Annotated in this window: 23 protein-coding genes; 6 read left to right on the top strand and 17 right to left on the bottom strand. The window is 58.9% G+C overall.

All coding sequences use genetic code 11. The features are described from left to right. Positions 1 to 7: 7 nt before the first annotated feature. From C7H10_RS11705 to bioB, 8 genes are all read right to left on the bottom strand, one after another. Positions 8 to 1,798: an acyl-CoA dehydrogenase C-terminal domain-containing protein gene (locus C7H10_RS11705; protein ID WP_106694997.1), complete on the bottom strand. Its 1,791-nt coding sequence runs from the start codon at positions 1,796 to 1,798 to the stop codon at positions 8 to 10. A gap of 220 nt (positions 1,799 to 2,018) precedes the next feature. Further along, positions 2,019 to 3,818 carry an acyl-CoA dehydrogenase C-terminal domain-containing protein gene (locus C7H10_RS11700; protein ID WP_106694996.1) on the bottom strand — a complete coding sequence of 600 codons (1,800 nt, stop codon included), beginning with the start codon at positions 3,816 to 3,818 and terminating at the stop codon, positions 2,019 to 2,021. A gap of 258 nt (positions 3,819 to 4,076) precedes the next feature. Then, a complete protein-coding gene (locus C7H10_RS11695) occupies positions 4,077 to 4,796 on the bottom strand; it encodes a putative metalloprotease CJM1_0395 family protein (protein ID WP_425269121.1) in 720 nt (239 codons plus the stop codon). 16 nt (positions 4,797 to 4,812) lie between these two features. Beyond that, the gene (locus C7H10_RS11690) at positions 4,813 to 5,058 is read right to left on the bottom strand and encodes a flagellar basal body rod C-terminal domain-containing protein (protein ID WP_106694995.1); all 246 of its coding nucleotides are present in this window, start codon (positions 5,056 to 5,058) and stop codon (positions 4,813 to 4,815) included. 49 nt (positions 5,059 to 5,107) lie between these two features. Further along, positions 5,108 to 5,812, bottom strand: coding sequence for a dethiobiotin synthase (gene bioD, locus C7H10_RS11685; RefSeq protein WP_061331563.1), 705 nt, complete (start codon positions 5,810 to 5,812; stop codon positions 5,108 to 5,110). A 241-nt stretch (positions 5,813 to 6,053) separates the two neighbouring features. After that, complete coding sequence (gene bioC / locus C7H10_RS11680) at positions 6,054 to 6,881, bottom strand: malonyl-ACP O-methyltransferase BioC (protein WP_106694994.1); 828 nt, start codon at positions 6,879 to 6,881, stop codon at positions 6,054 to 6,056. Beyond that, positions 6,878 to 8,065, bottom strand: coding sequence for an 8-amino-7-oxononanoate synthase (gene bioF / locus C7H10_RS11675; RefSeq protein ID WP_106694993.1), 1,188 nt, complete (start codon positions 8,063 to 8,065; stop codon positions 6,878 to 6,880). Before bioF ends, bioC begins: the two co-directional genes overlap by 4 nt. 196 nt (positions 8,066 to 8,261) lie before the next feature. Beyond that, positions 8,262 to 9,320 (bottom strand): biotin synthase BioB, encoded by a 1,059-nt coding sequence (gene bioB / locus C7H10_RS11670; RefSeq protein ID WP_106694992.1) that lies wholly within the window; start codon positions 9,318 to 9,320, stop codon positions 8,262 to 8,264. Between the two features lie 51 nt (positions 9,321 to 9,371). On the opposite strand from bioB, the gene C7H10_RS11665 reads away from it, so the two are divergent. Next, entirely contained in the window at positions 9,372 to 10,100 is a 729-nt protein-coding gene (locus C7H10_RS11665) for a ComF family protein (protein WP_106694991.1), read from the top strand. A 212-nt stretch (positions 10,101 to 10,312) separates the two neighbouring features. On the opposite strand, the gene C7H10_RS11660 is transcribed toward C7H10_RS11665, so the two are convergent. After that, positions 10,313 to 11,431, bottom strand: coding sequence for an NAD(P)/FAD-dependent oxidoreductase (locus C7H10_RS11660; RefSeq protein WP_106694990.1), 1,119 nt, complete (start codon positions 11,429 to 11,431; stop codon positions 10,313 to 10,315). 125 nt (positions 11,432 to 11,556) lie between these two features. On the opposite strand from C7H10_RS11660, the gene C7H10_RS11655 reads away from it, so the two are divergent. From C7H10_RS11655 to cmoB, 5 genes are read left to right on the top strand one after another with little or no spacing between them, the layout of a single operon-like run. After that, positions 11,557 to 11,979, top strand: a complete 423-nt coding sequence (locus C7H10_RS11655) for a hypothetical protein (protein ID WP_058092060.1) — start codon at positions 11,557 to 11,559, stop codon at positions 11,977 to 11,979. Between the two features lie 5 nt (positions 11,980 to 11,984). Then, complete coding sequence (locus C7H10_RS11650) at positions 11,985 to 13,004, top strand: serine/threonine protein kinase (RefSeq protein ID WP_061331569.1); 1,020 nt, start codon at positions 11,985 to 11,987, stop codon at positions 13,002 to 13,004. A gap of 21 nt (positions 13,005 to 13,025) precedes the next feature. Then, positions 13,026 to 13,394, top strand: a complete 369-nt coding sequence (locus C7H10_RS11645) for a PA3694 family proteiin (RefSeq protein ID WP_058092062.1) — start codon at positions 13,026 to 13,028, stop codon at positions 13,392 to 13,394. Then, the gene (gene cmoA, locus C7H10_RS11640; RefSeq protein WP_106694989.1) at positions 13,387 to 14,145 is read left to right on the top strand and encodes a carboxy-S-adenosyl-L-methionine synthase CmoA; all 759 of its coding nucleotides are present in this window, start codon (positions 13,387 to 13,389) and stop codon (positions 14,143 to 14,145) included. The genes C7H10_RS11645 and cmoA overlap by 8 nt, the downstream gene beginning before the upstream one ends. Before the next feature lie 21 nt (positions 14,146 to 14,166). Further along, complete coding sequence (cmoB, locus tag C7H10_RS11635) at positions 14,167 to 15,159, top strand: tRNA 5-methoxyuridine(34)/uridine 5-oxyacetic acid(34) synthase CmoB (RefSeq protein WP_106694988.1); 993 nt, start codon at positions 14,167 to 14,169, stop codon at positions 15,157 to 15,159. Positions 15,160 to 15,229: 70 nt separating this feature from the next. Here the strand turns inward: cmoB and C7H10_RS11630 are convergent, their stop codons facing one another. From C7H10_RS11630 to mutL, 8 genes are all read right to left on the bottom strand, one after another. Further along, entirely contained in the window at positions 15,230 to 16,525 is a 1,296-nt protein-coding gene (locus C7H10_RS11630; RefSeq protein WP_061331573.1) for an adenylosuccinate synthase, read from the bottom strand. Positions 16,526 to 16,599: 74 nt separating this feature from the next. Beyond that, positions 16,600 to 17,781, bottom strand: coding sequence for an ATP phosphoribosyltransferase regulatory subunit (locus C7H10_RS11625; protein WP_106694987.1), 1,182 nt, complete (start codon positions 17,779 to 17,781; stop codon positions 16,600 to 16,602). 174 nt (positions 17,782 to 17,955) lie between these two features. After that, positions 17,956 to 18,831, bottom strand: a complete 876-nt coding sequence (gene hflC / locus C7H10_RS11620; protein WP_061331575.1) for a protease modulator HflC — start codon at positions 18,829 to 18,831, stop codon at positions 17,956 to 17,958. A 3-nt stretch (positions 18,832 to 18,834) separates the two neighbouring features. Further along, positions 18,835 to 20,025 (bottom strand): FtsH protease activity modulator HflK, encoded by a 1,191-nt coding sequence (hflK, locus tag C7H10_RS11615; protein WP_106694986.1) that lies wholly within the window; start codon positions 20,023 to 20,025, stop codon positions 18,835 to 18,837. An 84-nt stretch (positions 20,026 to 20,109) separates the two neighbouring features. Next, positions 20,110 to 21,405 (bottom strand): ribosome rescue GTPase HflX, encoded by a 1,296-nt coding sequence (gene hflX / locus C7H10_RS11610; RefSeq protein ID WP_227510115.1) that lies wholly within the window; start codon positions 21,403 to 21,405, stop codon positions 20,110 to 20,112. Positions 21,406 to 21,497: 92 nt separating this feature from the next. After that, positions 21,498 to 21,749, bottom strand: coding sequence for an RNA chaperone Hfq (gene hfq / locus C7H10_RS11605; protein ID WP_058092070.1), 252 nt, complete (start codon positions 21,747 to 21,749; stop codon positions 21,498 to 21,500). A gap of 34 nt (positions 21,750 to 21,783) precedes the next feature. Further along, the gene (gene miaA / locus C7H10_RS11600; RefSeq protein WP_106694985.1) at positions 21,784 to 22,830 is read right to left on the bottom strand and encodes a tRNA (adenosine(37)-N6)-dimethylallyltransferase MiaA; all 1,047 of its coding nucleotides are present in this window, start codon (positions 22,828 to 22,830) and stop codon (positions 21,784 to 21,786) included. A gap of 7 nt (positions 22,831 to 22,837) precedes the next feature. Then, positions 22,838 to 24,733 (bottom strand): DNA mismatch repair endonuclease MutL, encoded by a 1,896-nt coding sequence (mutL, locus tag C7H10_RS11595; RefSeq protein ID WP_106694984.1) that lies wholly within the window; start codon positions 24,731 to 24,733, stop codon positions 22,838 to 22,840. Positions 24,734 to 24,744: the final 11 nt, after the last annotated feature.

Here is a 24,744-nt window from a genome sequence, read left to right as displayed (position 1 = left end):
ACCTTAGTCAGATTTCGTTAGCCGCCAGAGCCATCATTGCATCGCTGCCACTGCGGATGCCTTCGGCCAGAGAGACGGTCTTTGGCAGCAGGCGGTCGAAGTAGAAGCGGGCTGTTTTCAGCTTGCCGGTGTAGAAGCCGGAGGTATCGCCCTCGGCTTTCGGGGCGGCGGCTTTGACGGTTTTGGCCCACATGTAAGCCAGGGCGGTGTAGCCGAACATGTCGAGGTAGTCGACAGCAGCGGCACCGATGGCGTTGGGGTTGTCGCCGGCTTGTTTGATGACGTGTTCGGTGACGTCAGACAAGCGCTCCAGAGAGGCTGCCAACGGCTCCAGGTAGGGCTTCAGGGCGGCATCGCCAGTGTTCTCTTCGATGAACGAGGCGACGTCCTGCACGAACAGTTCGTACAGCTTGCCCTGGCTGGCAACCACTTTACGACCCATCAGGTCCATGGCCTGGATCCCGTTGGTGCCTTCGTAGATCTGGGTGATGCGGCAGTCGCGTACCAACTGCTCCTGGCCCCATTCGCGGATGAAGCCGTGGCCACCAAAGACCTGCTGGCCGATGATGGTGGTGTCCAGGCCCCGGTCGGTCAGGAAGGCTTTGGCGACGGGAGTCAGCAGGGCAACCATGCCTTCGGCGTGTTTGCGCTGTTCGTCGTTGTCGGAGTACTTGGAGATGTCCAGCCACTGGGCTACGTAGGTGGAGAAGGCACGGCCACCCTCTACGTAGCTCTTCATGGTCAGCAGCATGCGGCGCACGTCTGGGTGTACCAGGATCGGGTCAGCGGCTTTTTCGGGCTGCTGGGCACCAGTGGGAGCGCGGCTCTGGATACGCTCGTTGGCGTATTCACGGGCGCTCTGCAGGGAGGCTTCGGCGGCGCCGATGCCCTGAATGCCAACGCCCAGGCGCTCGTAGTTCATCATGGTGAACATGGCGGCCAGGCCTTTGTTCTCTTCACCAACCAGCCAGCCTTTGGCGCCGTCGAAGTTCATCACACAGGTAGCGGAGGCCTTGATACCCATCTTTTTCTCGATGGAACCACAGCTGAACTGGTTGCGCTCGCCCAGGGAACCGTCGTCGTTCACCATGAATTTGGGCACCAGGAACAGTGAGATGCCTTTCGGGCCCTTCGGCGCGTCCGGAAGCTTGGCCAGCACCAGATGGATGATGTTCTCAGCCATGTCGTGCTCGCCCCAGGTAATGAAGATCTTGGTGCCAGTCACGTTGAAGGAGCCATCGTCGTTCGGCTCGGCCTTGGTGCGGATGATGCCGAGGTCAGTACCGGCGTGCGGCTCGGTCAGGTCCATGGCGCCAGACCAAACGCCGGAGTACATGTTGGGCAGGTATTTCTCTTTCAGCTCCTGGCTGCCGTGGGCGTCCAGGGCCAGGCAGGCACCGGCGGTCAGCATCGGGGCCAGGCCGAAGGCCATGTTGGCGCCCTGCATCATTTCTTCAAACTGAGCCACCAGTGTTTTCGGCATGCCCATACCGCCGAAATCGGGGTTGCCGCCGAGGCCGTTCCAGCCACCTTCCACGATGGTCTGGTAGGCTTCTTTGAAACCTTCCGGAGTGGAAACTTCGCCTTCGTTCCACTTACAGCCCTGCTCGTCCGCTTCGCGGTTCAGGGGTGCCAACACGCCACTGGTGATCTTGCCCGCTTCCTCAAGGATCGCGTCTGCGGTGTCGGGATCTACGTTTTCTGCAATCTTGGGCAGTGATGCCCAAAGCGCTGGGGCATCAAATACTTCGTTCAGAACGAAACGCATGTCACGAAGGGGTGCCTGATAATCAGCCATGTAAAACTCTCCAGAAATTCAGTCAGTCACTTGGGGGACATGGAAAACGCCTTCTCGATGAAGGTCTGATAATCCCCCGCTCGGCTATGTGTCCGAAACAAGGTTGTTGTTCTATGGCGCGCTATTCTACCTCAAAACGCGCCCGGGACTCATGAAAAAAGCCCGCCTCCGGACGGAGAACGGGCTTTTTCAGTGCCATCAACCAGATAGCAACCCCGCCTTAGATGGCGAAGGCTTCTTCCGGCATATCCAGCAGGCTGTCAGAGCCGGCCAGCATGGTTTCTGCGTGGGTCTTGGTACGCGGCAGCAGACGCTTGAAGTAGAAGCGTGCAGACTGGACCTTGGCGTTGTAGAACATCTCTTCGGAGGTGCCGTCAGCCATCTTGTCCAATGCTACCTTGGCCATACGGGCCCACAGGTAAGCGAAGACCGCGTAACCGGAGTACATCAGGTAGTCCACCGCAGCGGCACCGACTTCTTCACGGTTCTTCATGGCGGTCATACCAACCTTCATGGTCAGATCGCCCCACTCCTTGTTGATCGCAGCCAGCGGCTCGATGAACTCTTTCAACTGCTCGTTGTCGGCGTTCTCTTTGCAGAATACGTGAACCTGCTTGGTGAACACTTTCAGAGCTTCGCCCTGGGTCATCAGAACCTTACGGCCCAGCAGATCCAGCGCCTGGATACCGGTAGTACCCTCGTAGATCATGCCGATGCGGGAGTCACGTACGTTCTGCTCCATGCCCCACTCAGTGATGAAGCCGTGGCCACCGAATACCTGCATACCCAGGTTGGCAGATTCGTAACCGATTTCGGTCAGGAACGCCTTGGCGATCGGGGTCAGGAAGCCCAGCAGCGCGTCAGCGTGCTTACGCTCTTCTTCGGTCTTGCCGCTGTGAACCACGTCCACTTGCTGGCCAGCCAGGTAGATCAGGGCGCGGGCGCCTTCAGCGACAACCTTCTGGGTCAGCAGCATGCGGCGTACGTCCGGGTGCACGATGATCGGATCCGCGATGCCGTCCGGGTTCTTCGGACCGCTCAGGGAGCGCATGGCCAGACGATCCTTGGCGTAGGCCAGGGAACCCTGGAAGCCAAGTTCAGCAGCACCCAGACCCTGGATAGCGGTACCGATACGGGCAGTGTTCATAAAGGTGAACATGCAGTTCAGGCCCTTGTTCTCAGGCCCGATCAGCCAGCCCTTGGCGCCGTCGAAGTTCATCACACAGGTAGCGTTACCATGGATACCCATCTTGTGCTCCAGGGAGCCACAGGATACCGCGTTGCGCTCTCCGGCAGAGCCGTCTTCGTTCGGCAGCTGCTTGGGAACGATGAACAGGGAGATGCCCTTGGTGCCTTCCGGTGCGCCCGGCAGACGTGCCAATACGATGTGGACGATGTTCTCGGCCATGTCGTGCTCGCCGGCAGAGATAAAGATCTTGGTGCCAGTGATGCTGTAGGTACCGTCAGCGTTCGGCTCGGCCTTGGTGCGCAGGGTACCCAGGTCAGAACCACAGTGCGGCTCGGTCAGACACATGGTACCGGTCCACTCGCCGCTGATCAGTTTGGTCAGGTAGATCTGCTTCTGCTCTTCGGTGCCGTGAGCTTCGATGGTATTGGTGGCGCCGTGGCTCAGGCCCGGGTACATGCCCCAGGACCAGTTGGAGGTACCAACCATTTCACTGATTACCAGACCGATGGAGTGCGGCAGGCCCTGGCCACCGTAGTTGGGGTCAGCCGTCATGGACGGCCAGCCACCTTCAACATACTGCTGGTAAGCTTCTTTGAAGCCGGTCGGGGTTTTTACACCGTCTTCGCTCCAGGTACAGCCTTCCTGGTCACCCACCTGGTTCAGCGGAGACAATACCTGCTCACAGAACTTTGCACCTTCCTGGATGATGGCATCGACCATATCCGGAGTTGCATCTTCGGCACCTTCCAGATTGGCGTAGTGCTGCTCGCTGTTCAGCAGCTCGTTCATTACGAATTTGATATCACGCAGGGGCGCTTTGTACTCAGGCATGGAATCCACCTCGGTTTTCGGACTCGGCTGAAACAGATAACAGCCTTTGGCCTTGGGTTTGCTCAGACACTGTGACGCATCTCATCACAGCCTTAATTAAACACTTGTTTGAAACATACGTTTTGCGACACAGAATTGTCAATAGCCTTGGCTAAAAATTGTGTTGCATTGTGTGTTCACTGACGCGGAAAACACCGCCACAACAACGAAGGGAAACCGCCGGAGCTGACGGATTGAGGGATGGAACAGTCAGGTAATTCAGGCAAATAAAGACGTTGGCTCGCCGAACACGCCTTCGGCCCCCTGCATGGCAGAAACGCTGCGGTAGGTTTCGTCGGCCTGGCGGGCGATGCCAGACTGGCCCTGGGCTGTCTCGTCCCGAGCCGATTCGGAACCAGGCGTTGGCTCACGCTCGCCTTCACCGGCCGCCAGCTCAGACTGCGCCTGCAACATGGTCTGCATGGCCTGGGCCGCCACCGCACGATCCTGCGCTGAGGGTTGTGCCGGCGCCATGGCGGCCGCTCGCACCACACGCATTTTCTCGATAGTTGCCTGCGGATCGCCGGCGACCGGGGAGACATCGATGGGGACTTCACCGCCCACGGCGTACTGGGCACCGTCAGGGCCGCGCTGATAGGTAAACGACATAGCTCCGGCGTACTGACCGCCGACTGCCTGATGCGCCGCCTCATGGGCCCGAACTTCCCGGTCCCTGGCTTTCAGCTCGCTCAGCTGTTTAAGCTCGGCCTCCGTGAGCCCCTGCAGGTCGGCCTTTGCATCCGCGTCACCATCGACAAATCGGGAGGCTGATCTGGCGTCGGAGGACTGCTCAACACCCCGGGTACGATCATCAGCATCGGTAGAGAAGCCTTCACCGGGCGTTGTCGAGGAAACACCACTCGGCGGAACGCTGCCAGTCGCCGACGCGGCACCGGAAACCACCGGATAAACAGGGGGAATCGAGGAAAGGATATTCACGGCTCAGTAGTCAGGGTCAGGCGCGGATGTCCAGGAGTGTTCCCAGAGTTTCGTCAGCCGTCTTCACAACCTGTGCGGACGCCTCGACACTGCGCTCGTAGAGCGTCATTTCAATCAGTGGCTCAGCCAGATTACCCGCACCCTCAGCAGAACCCTGAGGGCCGTCAACACCGCCACGGGCAATCTTCCGGGCCGTATTTTCCATGCCCGCCATGCCATCCTGGATACCTTGGATACCAAGAGAAAGGGTGTTGTTGATCATGTCTAGGCCACCTATGACAACAGATTGACTTATTTACTCACAGATTTGGTCAAATTTCAATCAACGGGCGAATATTCAGGAATCTTGCCAGGACTTTCGGCAACTGGTCAGCCGGAGTGCCATCCAACCACGGCAAAACACCCAGGCATGGTGCCCCGAGGTGCGTTGTCAGATAGTTAAGGGTGTCCTGCTCACAACTCATGACATTCTCTTCGGGATGATTGGCTACCCAGCCTGCCACGAACAGACCATCGGCCCTGATGGCCTCCGCGGTGAGCATGGCGTGGTTAATACAGCCAAGTTTCAGGGGCACGACCATTACCACATCCAGCCCCAGCTCCCGGGGCACCGCTGCGTAGGTTTCCCGATCGTTGAGGGGAACCCGCCAGCCACCAGCACCCTCAATCAGCATCAGGTCAGCGGGCCGAATCTGCAGGCCACGGCAAAAGCCCACAAGGCGCTGGGCCGTGATGTTCTTGCCCGCCTGTTGCGCCGCAACGTGGGGGGCAATGGCCGGCTCCAGTGCTATGGGGTTGAGGGCATCGTAGGGAAGCTCTTCGGTAATGGCGGCCTGCAACATCAGGGCGTCTTCATTACGCAGTCCATCCGGGGTCTGCTCGCACCCTGAGGCAATGGGTTTCATCGCCAGCGTGCGCTTTCCCAGCTGCCGGGCAGCCTCCAGAATGGCAGCAGCAGCGATCGTTTTACCCACGCCAGTGTCGGTGCCTGTTACGAAGTAGGTTTTTTTTGCCATTTTCTGGGGTTCCTGCTGCATCTTTTTGGGGTGCCAGGTGAGGGTGTGATGCGTCTTTCCTAACCGACACTTTGGTGCTTGGCTGAGGGTGTGGGTACGGCTTTCCGGGACACGCTCAAGACTTCCATGTGCGCTTAGCTTTCGCCATCCATGGCGAAAGATAGTCCCGGAAAGCCGCACCCACACCCTCACCTCAAACTTTTGTGTTTGCCGTCTTAATCTTGTCCCGTTTCTTTCCTTTCTAACGAGAGGTTTTAGTCCAGTACAGCCAGCCTGCGTGATAGCTGGCGACGACCAGGCCGTCTTCCGTGCTCGGATAAGCAGCACACATCGCCTTGAATCGTCCCGGGGCGGTGATGGTTCTGCGGCGCTCTTCGCCTTTGAACACGGCGCCGAGGTGTTTGAGTTCCCGGTTCAGGGCCATGGGGGAATCATATGGCAAAACCAGGGTTGCCGTCTCCAATGTAGATCCGGGGAGCTGCTGGCCAGTCAATCGCTTCCAGTCCGCATGGTGGGTAAAACGGTTAACGTGGGGCTGGCCGGGGTCGGCGTAGGCCCAGGCTTGCTTGAGTTCTTCCAGGGTGCCTGCCAGCAAGGTGGAGATGGCGAGGATGCCGCCGGGTTTGAGGATTCTTAGGCATTCGGCCAAGACGGCTTCCGGTCGGGTGCTCCACTGGATCATCAGGTTGCTGTAGATCAGGTCGGTGCTGTTGTCTGGCAGCGGGAGCTGTTCGGCGTCTGCGTTGAGCCAGCGGATGGTCTCAGAGCTGCAGGCTTTAGCCTGCTGCAACATGCCGGGAGCCAGGTCTGCGCCGGTGATGGCGGCGTTCGGGTATTGGCTTGCCAGTTTGCGGGTGAACCAGCCGGTACCGCAGCCGAGATCCAGGATAGTTGCCGGCTTCAGGTTCTCCGGTATGTTGGCGAGCATGGTGTCGCCCATGGCTTTTTGCAGGCGGGAGGCGCTGTCGTAGGTCTGGCTGGCGCCGCCGAACCCCCGGGCAATGCAGGCTTTACTGCCGGTTCCGCCTTCGGCACGGGTTATTGCCGTCAGATCGCTGTAGGCGCTCATACCGCAACAGGCTCCTGAGCAGCCTGCTCCGGCAACAGGGAGCGGCACTGGGCCAAAGCTTGCAGCAATCGATCGAGTTGCTCTTCAGAATGCGCGGCGCTCAGGGTTACCCGCAACCGGGCCTCGCCTTCAGGCACCGTAGGCGGGCGGATGGCAGTGACCAGTATGCCCTGCCCCTCCAGCGCCCGGCTCAATGCCAAAGCTGCATGGTTATCCCCCACCATAATGGGCTGGATGGGCGTGTGCGAGGGCATCAGTTGATAACCCAGCTGCTGCGCCCCGGAACGGAACCGGGCGATCAATGCCTGCACATGGGCGCGGCGAGCATCATCCTGTTCGATCAGATCAATACTGGCACAACTTGCCATCGCCACCGCCGGCGGCATCGCGGTGGTGTAGATGTAGGTTCGAGCCTTCTGCACCAGATAATCCATCAACACCTCCGGCCCGGCCACAAACGCACCGCTAGTACCCACTGCCTTGCCAAGAGTGCCAATCAAAACCGGCACCTCATCCTCAGACAACCCGGCCTCAAGCACACTGCCCCGCCCCTGGGGTCCAAGCACACCCAAACCATGGGCATCATCCACCACCAACAGGGCATCGTGGGCCTTACACACCCGGGCAAGTTCCTTCAGCGGCGCGATATCACCGTCCATACTGAACACACCATCGGTCACCACCAGCTTATGCCCCGACGTCTCCGCCAGCATCCGCTCCAACGCCGCCACATCCCCGTGGCCATAACGCCGAACCCGAGCCCGGCTGAGAATGCAGCCATCAATAATCGACGCATGATTCAAACGGTCAGAAAAAATCGTATCCCCACGCCCTGCCAACGCCGAAATCACACCCATGTTCGCCATGTAACCGGTGGAAAAAAACAACGCCGAACTACGCCGGGTAAACGCCGCCAGCCGCTGCTCCAGCTGATGATGGGCATCATGGTGCCCACAAACCAGGTGAGAAGCTGCCCCACCCAACCCGGTCTCGGCCAACGCGTCACGCAGCGTGGCGATATTGCCAGGGTGATTAGCCAGCCCAAGGTAATCGTTGCTGCAAAACGACAACAGCTCTGCCCCGTCTGCGACCAACTCCGGCTTCTGCGGCCCGGAAACCAGGCGACGGGACCGGTACAAACCGTCCCGTTTACGCTGTTCAATCTCCAGGGCGAAATCACGCATAGAAAAAGTACCTAAATCAACTGCTGTTGTACGGAATCCACGAACGGCGTTTGGCGTGAAGGTCGGGTAAGGCTTTCCGGAACTATAAAGGGCCAGGGATGGCCCGTCCTAAGCGCACATGGACGTCTTGAGCGTGTTTCGGAAAGCCTTACCCGACCTTCACCCGCACCGCACAGAACGCCCAAAACCAGAAACCTCAGGCCGACTCCCGAGTAGCGTCATAAAACATGTGCCGAGTAGCCTCATACTCCACCGCCTCGGCCAACGCCTCAGTCTCCTGCTCCTCGGTAGCACACTGCTCCCGCTGCTCCGGCCGAATCCCCAGCTTGCCGAACAACTGCATATCCGCATCCGCCTCAGGATTGGACGTGGTCAGCAACTTCTCGCCATAGAAAATGGAATTGGCACCCGCCATGAAACACAACGCCTGCATCTGCTCATTCATCTGCTCGCGACCCGCAGACAACCGAACATGGGACGCCGGCATCATAATCCGCGCCACCGCAATCAACCGGATAAAATCAAACGGCTCCAGGTCTTCAACATTTTCCAGCGGTGTACCCTTCACCTTCACCAGCATATTCACCGGCACACTCTCCGGGTGCTGCGGCAGATTCGCCAGCTGAACCAGCAAACCAACCCGGTCATCTTCGTCTTCACCCATCCCCATGATGCCACCACAGCAGACCTTCATGCCCGCCTTGCGCACGTTATCCAGAGTATCCAGACGGTCCTGGTAGGTGCGGGTTGTGATGATGTGGTTGTAATACTTCTCGGAGGTATCCAGGTTGTGGTTGTAGTAATCCAACCCGGCGTCGGCCAGCTCGCGTGCTTCTTCTTCCTTCAGCATGCCCAGGGTCATGCAGGTTTCCATGCCCAGGGATTTAACCTGCTTTACCATATCGAGGACATAAGGCATGTCTTTTTTGGACGGACTGCGCCAAGCCGCCCCCATACAGAACCGGGAAGCCCCTTTCTGCTTCGCCGCCCGGGCTTCCGCCACCACCTTCTCAATCTCCAGCAGCTTTTCCTTCTCCAGCCCGGTGTTGTAATGGCCACTCTGGGGGCAATACTTGCAGTCTTCCGGGCAGGCACCGGTCTTGATGCTCAACAGGGTGCTGACCTGCACTTCGTTTGGGTCAAAGTGCTCGCGGTGCACGGTCTGGGCCCGGAATAGCAAATCGTTGAACGGCAGATTGAAAAGATCCCGGGCTTCCTGAAGTGTCCAGTCGTGACGCAGTGCTGTGGCGGTCATGGCAAAGTCCTGTTAACCTTCTCAAGGTTTTTGGTTTACGGATAAACCGAGATGATAAACGGACTGAACCCGCTGTCAACCTTCATTGAACGAAAGGTTAACAGCGTACAGAGTGGAGGCCGCTGCGTCAGCTGCCTTTCACCCCACGCACACCATGGGCTGTGCACTGGCTGCCGGGACGACCTGCCGGCCAATCGCTGGCATTGCCACAGTTGCGCCCTGCCCCTGGCCTTTGCCACACCGGGTATGCGGTGCGGCGAATGCCAGACACTGCCCCCGCCCTTTTCCCGATCGCTGATTCCCTGGCGCTACCAGTACCCGGTGGATGGCATGATTGGCCGCTACAAGTATCAGGGCCACCGCAAGTTTGCGCGCCCGCTGTTAATCGGTTTCGCCAGCTTTCTGGAACAGCACCTTGAGCCGGAGCAGAAACCGGATGTTCTGATTCCCGCCCCGATGCACTGGCTCAGGCGCTGGCAACGGGGCTTTAATCAGGCCCAGGACATTGCCGAGTTTGTTGGCGCCCGGCTGGACATTCCGGTCGCGGCCGGGGTGGTGCGCCGGTCGCGAAGGGTGAAGGCTCAGCGGAGTCTGAACAGGGCTGCGCGACTGCAGAATCTGCGGGATGTGTTTGAGGTGCGCGGAGTGGTGCCGGAGCGGGTGGCGATTGTTGATGATGTGGTTACCACGGGGGCTACGGTCAGGGTTCTTGCCTCTGCGTTGAAGGAAGCGGGGGCTGGCGACATTCAGGTTTGGGCTTTGGCTCGGACTCCCGGGTAAGCGCTTTTCGGGGGGTTCCGGGAATTTGGTTGGGGATTCTTGTGCTGGCGTCAGCGGCACTCAGGTAGCCTTTTACGGGACACGCTCAAGGCTTCCTGCTCGCTTAGGACGGGCCATCCATGGCCCTTTATAGTCCCGTAAAAGGCTGCCTGAGCGCCGCGCTAACTTTCTGGCTGGTTTCCCCGATAATGACAGGAATTCTTCCCTAAAACCTATTTATGATCGACCAGTAACAGCTTCACCTGATCCGCTATTGCCAGGCAGGACGTTAGTCCTGGAGACTCAATTCCGAACAGGTTAACCAGGCCGGGCAGTCCGTGTTGTGCCGGGCCGTCTATGCGGAAATCGAAGAAATCGCCATCGGGTCCAGTAAGCTTTGGGCGAATACCGGCATAGGCGGGTTGAAGTCGGTCTGCATCCAGGCCTGGCCACCATTGCCGGATCCCGTCGGCAAAGGCGTGCACCCGGTCAGGATTCACCGTGTAGTCTTCCTCGGGAATCCACTCCACGTCGGGGCCAAAGCGGGCCTGGTTGGCAAGATCCAGGGTGAGGTGGACGCCCAGGCCGCCGGGCTCGGGCAAGGGGTAAATCAGGGTATTGAAGGGGTGTTTGCCGGCATAGCTGAAATAAACACCCCGGGCCAGCCACTGTTTCGGCCTGGCGGCATCGGGCAGGCCCAGCCATTGTTGGGCAAGCTTGGGGGCGCCCAAACCGGCGGCGTTGATTACCTCAGAAGCCTCAAGTTTTACACGCTGGCTGCCACCCAGGGTCAGGGTATGCTTCCCGCCGTCGGATTCTGCGGCCAGCACCGGGCTGTTCAACACCAGTTGTCCGCCAGCATCCTCCAGCTCCCCCAACAGCGATAGCATCAGGCCATGGCTGTCGATAATCCCGGTTTCCGGAGACCACAGACCGGCCCGGGCGTTGATGGCAGAGAGTTGTCGGGTTATGTCCCGGCCATCGCGAAGCTGCAATTCGACGCCATTGCCCGCCGCCTGTGCCTGGATGCCGGAAAGGCGGTCCGTCTGGGCAAGGTTGGTTGCGATGATCCACTTGCCGCATTTGCGATGGCCTACCTTGCGGCTGTCACAGTAGTCATACAACAGTTCACGGCCCCGAACGCAACAATGGGCTTTCAGGGACCCGTGGGGATAATAGATTCCGGCGTGGATGACCTCGCTGCTGCGGGATGATATACCCTCGCCAAAGCGGGAGGCCGACTCCAGCACCAGAACTTCCCGGCCGGCCAGGGCCAGTTGCCGGGCAATGGCAAGGCCAACCACGCCGGCGCCAATAACCACCGTCTGTATGCTAAAACGCTCTTCGCTCACGATTTCTGACCATTTATCGATATCAAACGAGGAAATTACCGCAGATAACCGCTGACTGCATTACCTCTAACCCCAGAACCGTTATACTTCATCCTACGGGTACCAGGACGCACGGAGCAGGGATTATGTCAGACAGGAAGCAGTTCATTACGGTTATGGTGGTTGCCGCGCTGTTCGTTAGCTGGATTGGCTGGCGAGGGTTTGAGGTTATCAGCCTGAACGATCAATTGATGGCCGATAAAACCGTGGCCAGTTACCCATACCAGCACAGGGTGCTCCGGGTGGAAGGGGATACGGCGGTGATCAGCTCGCTGCGCTCCCACTCGGTCTCGACTCAGCAGGCATTGTCTGCGGTGTTCCCGAGCATGCGTCATCTGGCGGACACCCACCGGGACTGGCAAAGGGCGGAGCGTGAGTTGGCGCAGGTCCAGGCCCGGGCCGGCGATATTATTCTGGCAACCTCGGGCGTCAATCGTGTTCGCTGGGAACTGGACGAAAACTGGTATCATCTGCAATCCATGAAATCCCGATACAACACGGCCTTCTGAATTTTATGCAACATGAGCCTCCGGAACTGACAACGTCCACACATCCCTACGATCAACTCACCCCGGAAGTGATCCTGGACGCGCTCGAGGAAGCAGGCTTTGCCGTCAGCGGCCGGCTGTTCGCCCTGAACAGTTACGAGAACCGGGTTTACCAGATAGGGCTCGACGATGGCCCGCCGGTGATTGCCAAGTTCTATCGCCCGGGTCGCTGGAGCGAAGCCGCGATCCGGGAGGAGCATGAATTCTCGCTGGACTTGCAACAAGCCGACATTCCGGTGGTCGCGCCGTTGGTCATGCCCGGGGGCGATACCCTGGGCCAGCATCAGGCATTTCTGTTTGCGGTTTTCCCCCAACGCGGCGGGCAGGCACCAGACACCAGCGTCACAGACACCCTGTACCGACTGGGCCAATGGCTGGGGCAGATCCATAACCTTGGGGCGCTGAAATCCTTCAACCACCGGCCGGGGTTTGACCTGATCCAGGGGTTGGAAGAGCACAATGCGCTGCTGGTCAACGGAGGCTGGGTGCCGGACGACCTGCGCCCGGCCTGGGACAGCCTGATCCCGGATCTGATTGCCGGCTGCCGCCAACGTATGGCAGACGCGGGAACCGTTGATACCCTGCGAATTCACGGAGACTGCCATGCCGGCAACATTCTGTGCCGGGACGAATCCATGCTGTTTGTAGACCTGGATGACTGTCGCACAGGGCCGGCCGTGCAGGACATGTGGCTGCTGCTTAACGGCGAAGCCTCCGAACGCGGGGCGCAGCTCGGCGAGTTGATTGAAGGCTATGAGATGTTCCGGGACTTCAACCGCCGGGAACGACATCTGATTGAGCCCCTGCGGTGTTATCGGCAAATCGCCCATTGCGCCTGGCTTGCCCGGCGCTGGGAAGATCCGGCCTTTCCACGGTTCTTCCCCTGGTTTGCCCAACCCAGATTTTGGTCAGACCAGATCCTGGCCCTTCGCGAACAACTTTCCGCACTTCAGGAACCGGCCATCAGCCTGCCCGGGCAATTCTGATCATCATTCAACGAGGTACCCATGAGCGATAACGACGAAGCCCGTTATACCGTCCGCAGCCTTATTGTGACCGGCATAGCCGCCATCATCGGCACCGTCCTGGTGTTAGAGGCCACTGGCCGCATTGACCATACTGAACACAAAGACCATGTGCCAGTCGGCGATTTCAAGGCTATTCATATCCAGCCCGGCGACAGCTTCCGGATGTCCAGAAAGTCCTCAGAGCTGCACGCTGTGTGCGAGAATGGCTACCTGGCCATCGCCGCCGATGTCGATCCATCCTTTCGGGGCATCCTGGTAGATTACAAGAACCGGGGTGTACGCTGCCAGCGGCCCTCTCCCACGGACCTGGCCCCAGCTACAGGTTCTGAAGAGGACGGCGATGAGTAAGGGCAAATCCGGGGCACCAGAGCAGCTGACCGACCGTCTGTTCGCTACCGAACGCAACCCCGAGGATTTCCGGTTCGATGCTTCGGTGGCCAGGGTCTTTCCCGACATGATTCGCCGGTCGGTGCCCGGCTACACCACCATCATCCCGATGATTGAGGTGATCACCGAGCAGTACGTACAACCAGCCTCCCATTGCTATGATCTGGGTTGCTCGCTGGGCGCTTCCACCCTGGCCATGCGCCACGGCATTCCTCACCGCGACTGCACCCTGGTGGGTGTCGACAACTCCAGCGCCATGATCGAGCGTTGCGAGCACTACATCGCACTGGATGACCACGAACTGCCGGTTACCCTGCGCTGCGAGGACATTCTGGAAACAGAACTGAGCCGAGCCTCGGTAACCACATTGAACTTTACCCTGCAGTTCGTACCACCGGAGCAGCGGCTGGCCCTGCTTACCCGGATTGCCAAGGCAACCCTGCCAGGCGGCGTACTGATCCTGTCAGAAAAAATCCGCTTTGAATCGGAAACCGAGCAGGATATCCAGACGCGGCTGCACCACGAGTTCAAGCGCGCCAACGGCTACTCCGACCTGGAAATAAGCCAGAAACGGGCAGCCATCGAAAAGGTATTGATTCCGGAAACCCTGGCCGCCCACCGTGACCGGCTGATACAGGCCGGCTTTGATCAGGTACTGGTCTGGTATCAGTGCTTCAACTTTGTTTCCATACTGGCCCTCAAGAACCGTTGATCCCAGGACATAACCGACCCCATGGCACTTTTCGACTGGCGAGCGCACTTTCTCCCGTTCATCGACTTCCTGCAACAGTCCGGGCATGAGCCCTGGGCAGAGCGGCTTACCCGCCAACTGATTGCCCGGTTTGAAGACAACCCCCACGGCGACCTGCCCCGCTGGCAAAGCGCACTGGATCTGTTACCCGAGGTGCCCGGTGTTGCCGCTGACCTGAACTGTTCCGCCATTACCCTGTCGGCTCCCGACCCACTGACCCAGGCGCAGAGTGAAAGTCTAGAACAGGGCCTGCGGGGCCTGATGCCCTGGCGGAAAGGACCGTTTGACTTCTTCGGCACCCATATAGATACCGAATGGCGCTCAGACTGGAAATGGGATCGGGTTGCCCCTCATCTGTCAGACCTCAAGGACAGAACCATCCTCGATGTTGGCTGTGGCTCCGGTTACCACTGCTGGCGCATGGCCGGAGCTGGCGCCGGCCGCGTTGTCGGCATCGACCCCGGTCTGCTGTTCATGTTCCAGTTTCTGGCGGTCAAGGGTTACCTGGGTGAGGTTCCGGTAGACCTGCTACCGGTGCGAATGGAGGACTTACCGGACAACCTGCAGATGTTCGACACCACCTTTTCCATGGGCGTTCTGTACCATCGTCGCTCGCCCCTGGACCATCTCCTTGAGCTCAAGGGTACCCTCCGCCAGGGTGGCGAATTGGTGCTGGAAACCCTCGTGGTGGATGGCCCGGAGGGCTTCAGCCTGATGCCGGAAGACCGTTACGGCCAGATGCGCAATGTCTGGTTCCTGCCCAGTTGCCCCACCCTCTTACGCTGGCTGGACAGGACCGGGTTTCGCAATGCGCGGGTGGCGGATGTCAGCGACACCACCACCGAGGAACAACGGCAGACTGACTGGATGCGTTTCAACTCTCTGGCGGATTTTCTCGACCCGAACGATTCGAGCAAAACCATCGAAGGCTATCCGGGACCCAAGCGCGCAACCATCATCGCCGAGAAGCCCTGACGTAATACCCGAACATAAAAAAACCGCCTGAGGCGTGACAGCCAAAGGCGGTTTTTTTTGTTCTTCGAGCTTACTCTCCGAACGGATGGCGCAGCGTAATGGTTTCCACCCGGTCAGGGCCCGTGGAGATGATATCGATCGGCGCTTCAATCTGCTCCTCCAGGAAGCGGATGTAAGCCTTGGCATTCTCTGGCAGCTGGTCAACGGTGGTCAGACCAACCGTGCTCTCGCTCCAGCCCGGCAGCTCCTCATACACCGGCTCAATATCCTTGTAGCTATCGCACCCAATGGGCGGACGGGTAATCTCGCCATTCGGAGTCTTGTAGCCAACGCACACTTTCACGGTTTCCAGGCCGTCCAGCACGTCCAGTTTGGTCAGGCAAATGCCAGACACGCTGTTGATCTGGATGGCGTGACGCAGGGCCACCGCATCAAACCAGCCACAGCGGCGGGAGCGGCCCGTGGTGGTGCCAACTTCGTTACCTTTTACCGCCAGGTGCTGGCCCATGTCGTCAAACAGTTCGGTCGGGAAAGGACCGGAACCCACACGGGTGGTGTAGGCCTTGGTAATGCCCAGCACGTAGTCCAGGAACATCGGGCCAAAACCGGAGCCCGTGGCGGTGCCGCCAGCGGTGGTGTTGGACGAGGTAACGTACGGGTAGGTACCCAGATCGATATCCAGCAGAGAGCCCTGAGCACCTTCGAACAGGATGTTCTCGCCGCGCTTACGGTAGTCGTGCAGAATATCGGTGACATCTGCAGACATGGGCAGGATTTCCTCACCCATCTGCTTCAATTCGGCCAGGGCCGCATCGATGTCTTCCGCCTCTTCCTTGAAATACTCGGTCAGCACGAAGTTGTGGTAAGACATGATTTCCCGCAGCTTTACTTCAAAGTCTGCCAGATTGCACAGATCGCCCAGACGCACGCCACGGCGTGATACCTTGTCTTCGTATGCGGGACCAATACCACGGCCAGTGGTGCCAATCTTTTCGTTACCCTTGGCGCGCTCGCGGGCCTGATCAATACGCACGTGGGTACGCAGGATGATCGGGCAGGCCAGGCTGATCTTCAGGCGATCGCGCACGGCCACACCGTTGGCTTCCAGTTCACGGACTTCTTTCAGCAGGGCCTCCGGTGACAACACCACGCCATTGCCAATCAGGCACTGGACATTCTTCCTGAGAATACCGGAAGGGATCAGGTGCAGCGCTGTTTTCTTGCCCTCGATCACCAGTGTGTGTCCGGCATTATGGCCACCCTGAAAGCGCACCACCGCAGCTACTTTGTCTGTCAGCAGGTCAACAATCTTGCCCTTGCCTTCATCACCCCATTGGGTGCCCAGCACAACAACGTTTTTACCCATGATTCTCTCTCAATTCAGACGAGCCGGAGGCTCAAGTCCTGCACATTAATCCAGTGAAACCGACACCTGGCGACTCAGGCCAGTGCCTCGACAACCCACTTACCATCCTTTTTGACCAACTGACGATCACAGCCACGCTCGGCTGGATTGGTGTCAGTGTCATCGGGCAAGGCCCGTACCACCGTTTCCGTCATTCTCAGGCCGGAGATCACACCTTCAAGGGCTGAATCCGTCTCCGCAGGTGCCCAGATGGCACCAGACCTTTTGGACGGACGTTCCCCCAGTGACACCAGGGCCCGGATATCGAGACTGAATCCTGTGGCAGGGCGAGCCCGGCCAAAATCACTGCCGATGGCATCGTAACGGCCGCCTTTGCCCACCGCATCACCATGGCCGGGCACATAGGCCGCGAACACCAGCCCGGTGTGGTAGTTGTAGCCACGCAGTTCGCAGAAATCGAAGCCAAGACTGACCTCTGGATAATCCCTGGCCAGCATCTCTGCCACCCGCCCCAACTGATCCAGGGCCGCATCCAGGGCGGTCGAGGCGCCGCTGAGAATCGAGCGAGCCTCGTCAAGTGCTTCCACGCCCCCGCTGACCCGGGCAAGCTCACGCAGGCGTGCACCGCCCGAACCGGCAGGGCAATCGCCCAGGAGCGCATCCAGCTCAGGCACCGATTTGCGTGCCATGGCATCGAAGACGGCCGCTTCGGTGTCCCGATCAAAGCCTGCCTCGGTGATCAGGCTCTCGTAAATCGATACATGGGCCAGATCCATATGCACACGGCGCAGGCCCGCAACCCGGAGCGCTTCCAGCATCAGACTGATCACTTCAAGATCGGCGGCTTCCGAGGCACTGCCAAACAACTCGCAACCGGCCTGGATCGGCGTTCGGCCGGTCAGCATATGGCGCGGACGGGTGTGCAAGACATGGCCGGCATAACAAAGCCGGGTGATGCCTTCGTGCCCCAGGGTATGGGCATCGATGCGCGCCGCCTGTGGCGTCATGTCGGCGCGCACGCCCATCATGCGACCGGTCAACTGGTCGGTGAGCTTGAAGGTTTGAAGCTCCAGGTCGTGGCCCGTACCGGTAAAGAGGGATTCAAGGTATTCAATGAGCGGCGGGATAACCAGCTGGTAACCCCAGCGCTGGCAGGTATCCATTACATCCCGTCGCAGGGATTCGATCTGTCCGGCCAGCGGCGGCAAAATGTCTTCCACCCCGTCAGGCAGTAACCAGCGATCAGATACAGTCATGAGATTCTGTTGTCCGTTTTTCCCGCGCCGGCAAAACACTCCGGGGGAATGACTCAGGATTTAGGATGCCAGGGGCTGAAAACCCAAAGCAAAACCGGCGAAATTCTACACCGTTGGCAGACACAAAAAAACCGGAATACCGAGGTATTCCGGTTTTTTGATCTTCAGAGCCGATCAGTTGGCGCCCATCGGGTCCTTCAGGAAGCGCATGAATGCGCTGTCGGAATCGATCACCATGATGTCATCCTTGCCCGAGAAGGTATTGCGATAGGCCTGCAGGCTGCGATAGAAGCTGTAGAATTCCTCGTTGGAACCGTAAGCATCTGCGTAGATCTGCGCAGCTTCACGATCACCGGCACCGCGGGTCTGCTCGGCTTCAGCAAACGCTGTGGCCAGAATAACCGTCTGCTGGCGATCTGCATCAGCCCGGATACCCTCGGCCAGCTCCTGGCCCCGGGAACGGAATTCCTGGGCCAGCTTCTGGCGCTCAGCAGCCATCCGGCGGAAGACGTTCTCACTGACCTGCCCCGGCAGCTCAATCGCTTTTACCCGGATATCCAGGACTTCGATACCGAACTCTCCAACCACGTTGGAATTCACCCGGTCACGAAGCGTGTTCATAAGCTGATCCCGCTGGCCGGATACCACTTCGTGCATGGTGCGAACACCGAACTCATCCCGCAGGCCATTATCGACCCGAGACAGAATCAGAGACCGAGCCCTGAATTCATCCCCGCCCGTGGAGCGGTAGAACTGATCCACGTTACGGATGCGCCACGCCACGTAGGAGTTTACGTCCAAAGGCTTCTTTTCCACCGTCAGGTACTGGCGAGACGGCAGGTCCATGGTCAATACCCGGATATCGAACTCGCGGATCTGGTCAATCACCGGCACCTTGAAGTGCAGGCCAGCCGGAATGTCGGTCTGGACCAATTCACCGAACCGCAGTTTAACGCCCCGGTGGGTTTCCGGGATGATGTATACACTTGACAGCACAAGCAGGACAACAATCAGAGCGCCTGCAAGGCCCACAACAGCTTTGGGTCCCATAACTTATCTGCTCCTCCGAATGTTGGTGTCCTGACGCGAGCGCAGCTCTTGCAGCACTTGGTCCGTCAGCATGCCGATATCGGCCTGGTTGCTGCCGCCAGATGAGCGGGAGCTGCTTGATGAACCACCAGTGCCTTGCATCAGACGATCCAGAGGCAGGTACATCATGTTGCCGCTGCTCTCGGTATCGATGAAGATCTTGCTGCTGTTCGCCAGCACCTGTTCCACCGCCTGAATGTACATGCGTTCGCGGGTAACCGCCGGCGCAATTTCATACACTTCCAGCAGCTGAGTGAAACGAGAGCTCTCACCTCGGGCACGCTCAACCACTTCTTCCAGATAGGCGTTGGCCTCCTCGATCAGGCGCTGGGCCTGGCCGCGAGCCTCCGGCACGATCCGGTTGCGGTAGGTTTCCGCCTCTTCCTTCAGCCGCTGCTCGTCTTCCCGGGCACGCTGCACTTCACGGAAGGCATCCTGCACCGCAGAGGGTGGCTGGGTGCTTTCAACGTTGACCCGGACAACTTCAAGACCGGCGCCATATTCACGAAGGAAGCTCTGCAGGCGCTGCTCGACACGAATAGCGAGTTCAGCACGCCCTTCAGTCAGCACCTCATCCAGAGTGGAGCTACCCACTTCGTGACGCAGGGCGCTGTCAGTGGCAAACGACAGGGCTTCGTTAGAATCCCTGACGTTGAGAACGTAGTCACGGGCATTGCCTACCCGATACTGAACCTGCAGATCAACCGTTACCAGGTTTTCATCCATGGTCAGCATCTGGCCACTGGACTGGGCGGTACGAACGTTGGTTACCCCAACCTTGTACACCCGATCAATCAACGGCACCTTGAACCTCAAACCCGGGTTCTCAGTGGTGCTGTACTCACCAAACCGGAGAACAACAGCCCGTTCCTGTTCGTCTACGGTATAGAACGACTGAAACACCACATAGCCAAGCGCCAGGATAGCTGCCAGCGCAATGACGGCACCAAACCCGCCAGCACTGCCACCGGAGCTGCTACCGCCGGAATTGCCTGAGTTGCCACCTTTGCCACCCAGCATCCTGTTCAGTTTTTCAAGGCCTTTTTTCAGCGCCTCATCCAGGTCCGGTGGCCCCTGATCATTGCCGCGACGACCACCCCCGGTTCCCCAGGGATCGTTGTCGTTACGGTTTCCACCCGGTTCATTCCAGGCCATAGTTCTCTCCGTTCATGTATTATCGAATGGCTGCAAATACTAGGGATTTATCAACGCCCCGGCAATAGCTTACGGCTTTCGGACTCATCGAATCTCCAGCCTGAGCGCTTCTTCCCTGACACCCGCCCGGCTCAGCAACTGCATCCAGTCCCGGTTTTGCAACCTCACCTCCAGCACTGTATCACCGGTCTCCCGGTGTTCTTCACTCAACACAGACCCAGCCTCGTGCAGAAGGGCACGAAGCTTGCCATCGGCCGGCCCAAGCAACACAAAGTGATGCACAACGTCCTCCGCCAGCCGTTCAACCAGCGCATCGAACAGAAGCTCAAGCCCCTGCCCGGTCACCGCAGACACCCAGGCCCGAACAGGCACACCATCCTCGTTCCGGTCTATCCTGGGCTCAAATCCATCCAACAGGTCAATCTTGTTGAACACCTGAAGGACCGGTATTTCGTCCGCACCGATCTCCGCCAGCACGCTCTCCACCTGTTCCATGTTGTCATCGCGACGCTCGTCGTGACAATCAATCACGTGCAGCAGTAACGTTGCCTGAGTGGTTTCTTCCAGTGTTGCGCGAAAAGCCTCTACCAGCTTGTGGGGCAAATGCCGGATGAAGCCGACCGTATCCGCCACTACGACCGGACCAATATCCGGAAGTTCCAGACGACGCAAGGTTGGGTCCAACGTCGCAAACAACTGATCAGCAGCATATACGCTGGCTGTGGTGATTCGGTTGAATAATGTGGATTTCCCAGCGTTGGTGTAGCCCACCAGGGACAAGGTCGGAATATCGGCCCGTTTGCGGGCACGGCGGCCCTGGTCACGCTGTTTGCGGACTTTCTCAAGCCGCTTGTGAATAGACTTGATGCGTTCCCGCAGCAATCGACGGTCGGTTTCAAGCTGGGTTTCACCGGGCCCCCGCAGACCGATACCGCCTTTCTGGCGCTCAAGGTGGGTCCACCCTCGAACCAGCCTCGTTGACATATGCTCCAGCTGAGCCAGTTCCACCTGGAGCTTGCCCTCGTGGGTACGGGCACGCTGGGCGAAAATGTCCAGGATAACGCCGGTACGGTCCAGCACCCGACACTTGAGCTCCCGCTCGATGTTGCGCTCCTGACTGGGCCTGAGGGCATGGTTGAAAAGCACCACGTCCGCCTCGCTGGCGGCAACGGCATCGCGGATTTCGTCAAGCTTACCTTCGCCAACAAAAAGCCGGGGGTTGGGCTGCTTGCGGGAGCCTGTCACCATCATCACCGGCTCAACGCCGGCGGAGGTCACCAGTTCCCGAAACTCACCGGGGTCTTCAGTATCATCGTGGGCGGTGAATTCTATGTGAACGAGAACCGCCCGTTCTCCAACGTCAGGACGCTCAAACAAGATAGGTTAAACTCCATAAAAACAAACACCCGCGGCCATTCGAGCTCTCGGGCTGTCCTGGAACGCGGGTGTAGAAACCGGAAACTCCGGAAAGATCAGTCTTCAGACTCACCTTCACCTGCCGGGTTCTGCGGCGGAAGGCGCACATTGCGAGCAGGGACCACAGTGGAAATCGCATGCTTGTAGACCATCTGGCTGACGGTGTTCTTCAGCAGAATAACAAACTGGTCAAAGGATTCGATCTGGCCCTGCAGCTTGATGCCGTTGACCAGAAAGATAGAAACCGGAATGCGTTCCTTGCGCAATGCATTGAGGTAAGGGTCTTGTAAAGAATGCCCTTTTGACATGTGAGTTCTCCTGTTTATAAGTAAGTGCAGATCGTCATTTTTCTGATTTAAATGTGGTGCCAAGGCCGCTTTTTTTCAAGGCATTAACCACCACTTGCGGATCACCGGCGTTCAGCCAGTGAACATTCGGCCATTTTCGCAACCAGGTCAGCTGCCGCTTTGCCAGTTGTCGGGTGGCGGCCACGCCCTTGTCGACGAAAGTCTGGTAATCACAGCTACCCGTCAGGTAATCCCACGCCTGCCGATAGCCAACGCAACGCATCGAAGGCATGTCAGGACTGAGATCACCCCGCTTCATCAGTGCACGGACTTCGTCCAGAAACCCTGCATTAAGCATAGCCTGAAAACGAAGCCCTATACGCCGATGAAGCTCAGAACGCTCGGCTGGAGCCAAGGCAAACTGGAAAACAGTATACGGCAGGCTCGGGGTTTCGTCTGCCTGCCAACGGGTAAAATACGTGTAATCCTCAATACCTGACACCGCCTCCTGTTCAGAAGTTCCCGATTGCGCCTGCCAGATTTCAGAAATGGGTCTGCCCGTCAGGCGAATAACTTCCAGTGCCCGCATCAGCCGCTGGCGGTTATTTGGGTGGATTAGCCCGGCGGCAACGGGATCAAGGCTTGTCAGTTCCCGGTGCAGGTGCTCCCAACCGTGCTCTGCCGCCTCCTGCTCGATGCGCGCCCGCAACTCCGGGTTAGCGGAGGGCAAGTCGGACATACCGTGCAACAATGCCTTGAAATACATCATGGTTCCGCCAACCAACAACGGGATGCGGCCGCGGCGGGTGATATCTGCCATCTCGGCAAGCGCATCACGACGAAAATCCGCAGCGGAATAGCTGTCGGCAGAATCACAGATGTCGATCAGGCGATGAGGTGCTCTGGCCAGTTCTTCGGCATCAGGTTTTGCGGTACCAATATCCATACCCCGGTAAATCATCGCGGAATCGACACTGATGATGTCACATGGGAGCATGTCACAGAGGGCGATGGCCATATCGGTTTTGCCGGAAGCCGTCGGCCCCATCAGAAAGATAGCCGGCGGCAGCGCATGCCCCGGTTGGCGCTCAGTGTCCGACATGGAGTGACTAACGCCCCCTCAGGAACAGTTTGTCGAGTTCTGACAGCGTGACCAGAGTCCAGGTGGGGCGGCCGTGATTGCATTGGCCGCTTCGCTCGGTGGCTTCCATGTCACGTAACAGCGAGTTCATTTCCGGAATGGTGAGTTGCCGGTTTGCCCGAACAGAACCATGGCAGGCCATAGTGCCCAGCAATTCGTGAGTGACGGCTTCTACCCGGTCGCTCTGCCCGTGCTCAATCAGATCCGCCAGCACGTCCCGGACCAGTTGTTCGGTGTCGGCGCCCCGCAGCAGCGCAGGGATTTGCCGCACAGCCAGGGTCTCCGGGCCGATTCGTTCAATTTGCAACCCCAGGTGCTGCAACTCCTCACCGTGAGTTTCCGCCAGCGCCGCCTCTTTCTGGCTTACCGCCAGTGACAACGGCACCAGCAGGGGCTGGCTTTTCAGATCTTGCTCGGCCAGGGCGTGCTTCATACGCTCATAGGTGATGCGCTCATGGGCAGCATGCATATCAACAACGATCAGGCCAGCCCGGCTCTGGGCAAGGATGTAGATGCCATGTAGCTGGGCGATGGCATAACCCAGGGGCGGCTCTTCATCGGTGTCTCGTGGAGGCGTGACCGCAACCGGCTGGCTGGCATGGTCAGGCCGGGAAGCAACCCCCCCGCCCTCATTCAGGGATTGATAGAACGCCATCTGGTCACTGGCCTTCCATTCCTGCTGCGGCTGGGAAGCCGACCCAACACCAAAGCCGCCTCCGTTGGCATAACCACCAGCTAAAGGCGGCGCCCGATCGGGGAGCGATGCCCCCATCCCAGCTGGATGACCGGCGGGGTTGGCAACAACTGCCTCTGGCTCGCGCCCGAAAGACTGAGCGACCGCACCGCGCAAATGATCATCCGGGCGAACATCAGCCAGAGCCCGGTGCAGGGTGCGGAAGATAAAATCATGGACCAACCGACCATCCCGGAACCGGACCTCGTGCTTGGTGGGGTGCACGTTGACATCGACGGTGGCGGGATCCACTTCCAGATAGAGCACAAAGGCGGGGTGGCGGTTGTTGTAAAGCACATCCCGGTAGGCCTGTCGCACCGCATGGGCGACCAGCTTATCCCGAATGACCCGGCCATTCACGAAGAAGTACTGCAGGTCCGCCTGGCTGCGCGAGAAGGTGGGCAATGCCACCCAGCCCCAGAGCCGCAGGCCGGTCGCTTCCGCGTCAATAATAACGGCGTTGTCTATAAACTGCTGTCCGCACAGCGAACCAATCCGTCGCTCCTTGTCGACCTCCGACTCTGCTGGCCGCAGGCTCTGCACCACACGCTGGTTGTGGCGCAGGGTAAAGCCAGCATCAAATCGGCTCAGGGCCTGCCGGCGAATACACTCTTCCACATGATTGAATTCGGTTTTTTCCGTTCGCAGGAACTTGCGCCGGGCTGGCGTGTTGAAGAACAGGTCACGGACTTCCACGGTGGTTCCCACCGGGTGCGCGGCCGGAGAAAGACGGGCATCCATATCCCGGCCTTCCACCTCCACTCGGGCAGCGGCTTCCTGGGCTTCGGTGCGGGACGTGAGTGCCAGGCGCGAAACGGAACTGATACTGGCCAGGGCTTCACCACGAAAGCCTAATGTACCGACAGCTTCCAGGTCATCGAGGGTCAGGATTTTACTGGTGGCATGGCGGCTGAGGGCCAGCGGCAGGTCGGCTTCGTCAATACCCGAGCCATCATCACGCACCCGGATCAGCTTGACGCCACCCTGCTCCACTTCAATATCAACCCGGCGTGCACCTGCATCCAGCGCGTTTTCCACTAACTCTTTGACGACGGATGCAGGCCGCTCCACCACCTCGCCCGCAGCAATCTGGTTGGCGAGCCGGGGCGATAGCAACTGAATGTGGGGCATATCCGGGAACT

It is taken from the genome of Marinobacter shengliensis, from assembly GCF_003007715.1.
GTDB classification, from domain to species: domain Bacteria; phylum Pseudomonadota; class Gammaproteobacteria; order Pseudomonadales; family Oleiphilaceae; genus Marinobacter; species Marinobacter shengliensis.
Note: the sequence above shows the minus strand (reverse complement) of the source record. Positions and strands in the feature narration are given on the sequence as shown.

Bases quoted from the DNA above. Each gene is read 5' to 3' on its own strand.
- C7H10_RS11665 (WP_106694991.1), top strand. From the start codon at position 9,372: ATGATAAACGGACTGAACCCGCTGTCAACCTTCATTGAACGAAAGGTT.
- C7H10_RS11645 (WP_058092062.1), top strand. From the start codon at position 13,026: ATGAGCGATAACGACGAAGCCCGTTATACCGTCCGCAGCCTTATTGTG.
- bioD (WP_061331563.1), bottom strand. From the start codon at position 5,812: ATGGCAAAAAAAACCTACTTCGTAACAGGCACCGACACTGGCGTGGGT.
- miaA (WP_106694985.1), bottom strand. From the start codon at position 22,830: ATGTCGGACACTGAGCGCCAACCGGGGCATGCGCTGCCGCCGGCTATC.
- hflK (WP_106694986.1), bottom strand. From the start codon at position 20,025: ATGGCCTGGAATGAACCGGGTGGAAACCGTAACGACAACGATCCCTGG.
- C7H10_RS11630 (WP_061331573.1), bottom strand. From the start codon at position 16,525: ATGGGTAAAAACGTTGTTGTGCTGGGCACCCAATGGGGTGATGAAGGC.
- bioF (WP_106694993.1), bottom strand. From the start codon at position 8,065: ATGCGTGATTTCGCCCTGGAGATTGAACAGCGTAAACGGGACGGTTTG.
- C7H10_RS11625 (WP_106694987.1), bottom strand. From the start codon at position 17,781: ATGACTGTATCTGATCGCTGGTTACTGCCTGACGGGGTGGAAGACATT.
- cmoB (WP_106694988.1), top strand. From the start codon at position 14,167: ATGGCACTTTTCGACTGGCGAGCGCACTTTCTCCCGTTCATCGACTTC.
- C7H10_RS11700 (WP_106694996.1), bottom strand. From the start codon at position 3,818: ATGCCTGAGTACAAAGCGCCCCTGCGTGATATCAAATTCGTAATGAAC.
- hflC (WP_061331575.1), bottom strand. From the start codon at position 18,831: ATGGGACCCAAAGCTGTTGTGGGCCTTGCAGGCGCTCTGATTGTTGTC.
- C7H10_RS11650 (WP_061331569.1), top strand. From the start codon at position 11,985: ATGCAACATGAGCCTCCGGAACTGACAACGTCCACACATCCCTACGAT.
- bioC (WP_106694994.1), bottom strand. From the start codon at position 6,881: ATGAGCGCCTACAGCGATCTGACGGCAATAACCCGTGCCGAAGGCGGA.
- mutL (WP_106694984.1), bottom strand. From the start codon at position 24,733: ATGCCCCACATTCAGTTGCTATCGCCCCGGCTCGCCAACCAGATTGCT.
- C7H10_RS11655 (WP_058092060.1), top strand. From the start codon at position 11,557: ATGTCAGACAGGAAGCAGTTCATTACGGTTATGGTGGTTGCCGCGCTG.
- C7H10_RS11690 (WP_106694995.1), bottom strand. From the start codon at position 5,058: ATGATCAACAACACCCTTTCTCTTGGTATCCAAGGTATCCAGGATGGC.
- hfq (WP_058092070.1), bottom strand. From the start codon at position 21,749: ATGTCAAAAGGGCATTCTTTACAAGACCCTTACCTCAATGCATTGCGC.
- bioB (WP_106694992.1), bottom strand. From the start codon at position 9,320: ATGACCGCCACAGCACTGCGTCACGACTGGACACTTCAGGAAGCCCGG.
- C7H10_RS11705 (WP_106694997.1), bottom strand. From the start codon at position 1,798: ATGGCTGATTATCAGGCACCCCTTCGTGACATGCGTTTCGTTCTGAAC.
- cmoA (WP_106694989.1), top strand. From the start codon at position 13,387: ATGAGTAAGGGCAAATCCGGGGCACCAGAGCAGCTGACCGACCGTCTG.